At 57.4% G+C, this 816-nt stretch carries 1 protein-coding gene; it reads left to right on the top strand.

The features are described from left to right. Nucleotides 1-108: 108 nt before the first annotated feature. Nucleotides 109-816, top strand: a 708-nt coding sequence (locus tag JUK32_RS20660; protein ID WP_204140760.1) for a transposase, incomplete at its 3' end; no start/stop codon positions are given.

Here is an 816-nt window from a genome sequence, read left to right as displayed (position 1 = left end):
CTTAGTGGTGCAGAAAAGTCCTGAGAGTATTGATGTAGCTAGATTCTCAGATTGAGAAGGGGAGCCATCTGTGAGAGGCTGAAGTTCCCCAACTTAGCAGCAACTGTCATGATGACTCCCCCGCTCTATCGTCAACTGATGACTCAACTGAGTCAATGGGTGAACGCCAAAGAGGTGCGTCATCTGCAGGGGGTTTGTGAAGCAGTGGGGGCGATTCTGCAGTCTCAGCAAGCCGCCCCCGCCCGTTGGTTACCCTACCTGAGTCATCGTCGCTGTGGGGCCCGCGCCCATCTGGCACGCCTGCAATATCTGCTGGAGCATCCGCAGATCAGCGCCGAGCGTTTCTATCAGCCTTTGCTACAGCGAGTCTTCGCTGCGTTTGCCCACACCGCGGTCACCCTAGCCCTCGATACCAGTGTGCTGTGGAATCAGTATTGTCTCGTTGAGGTGTCGCTGATTTGGGGTGGCCGCTCCCTGACGGTGGCGCAAACCGTGCTGGAGCATCCCAGTGCCAGTGTGGCGTTCGAGGACTATCAAGCGGTGTTAGAGCAAGCCTATACCCAGTTGCCCGTTGGCTGTCAGGTGACCCTCTTGGCGGACCGGGGCTTTGACCACAAGCAACTCTTACAGTGGCTGCAAGCGCATCAGTGGAACTGGGCGATTCGCCTCAAAGGGGATGTCTCTCTGCGTCTAGCGACCGGACGCCCTTGCCAGGTCGATGACTTGTGGCCCCCACCGGACGAAGCCTATTTCTACCATCACGTTGAGGTTTATGACGAGATTCCCGCGCACTTAGCCACCGCTCAGCTCTCAACG

This window comes from Halomicronema sp. CCY15110 (assembly GCF_016888165.1).
Lineage (GTDB): Bacteria > Cyanobacteriota > Cyanobacteriia > Phormidesmidales > Phormidesmidaceae > Halomicronema.
This window is presented reverse-complemented; position numbering and strand designations above follow the sequence as displayed.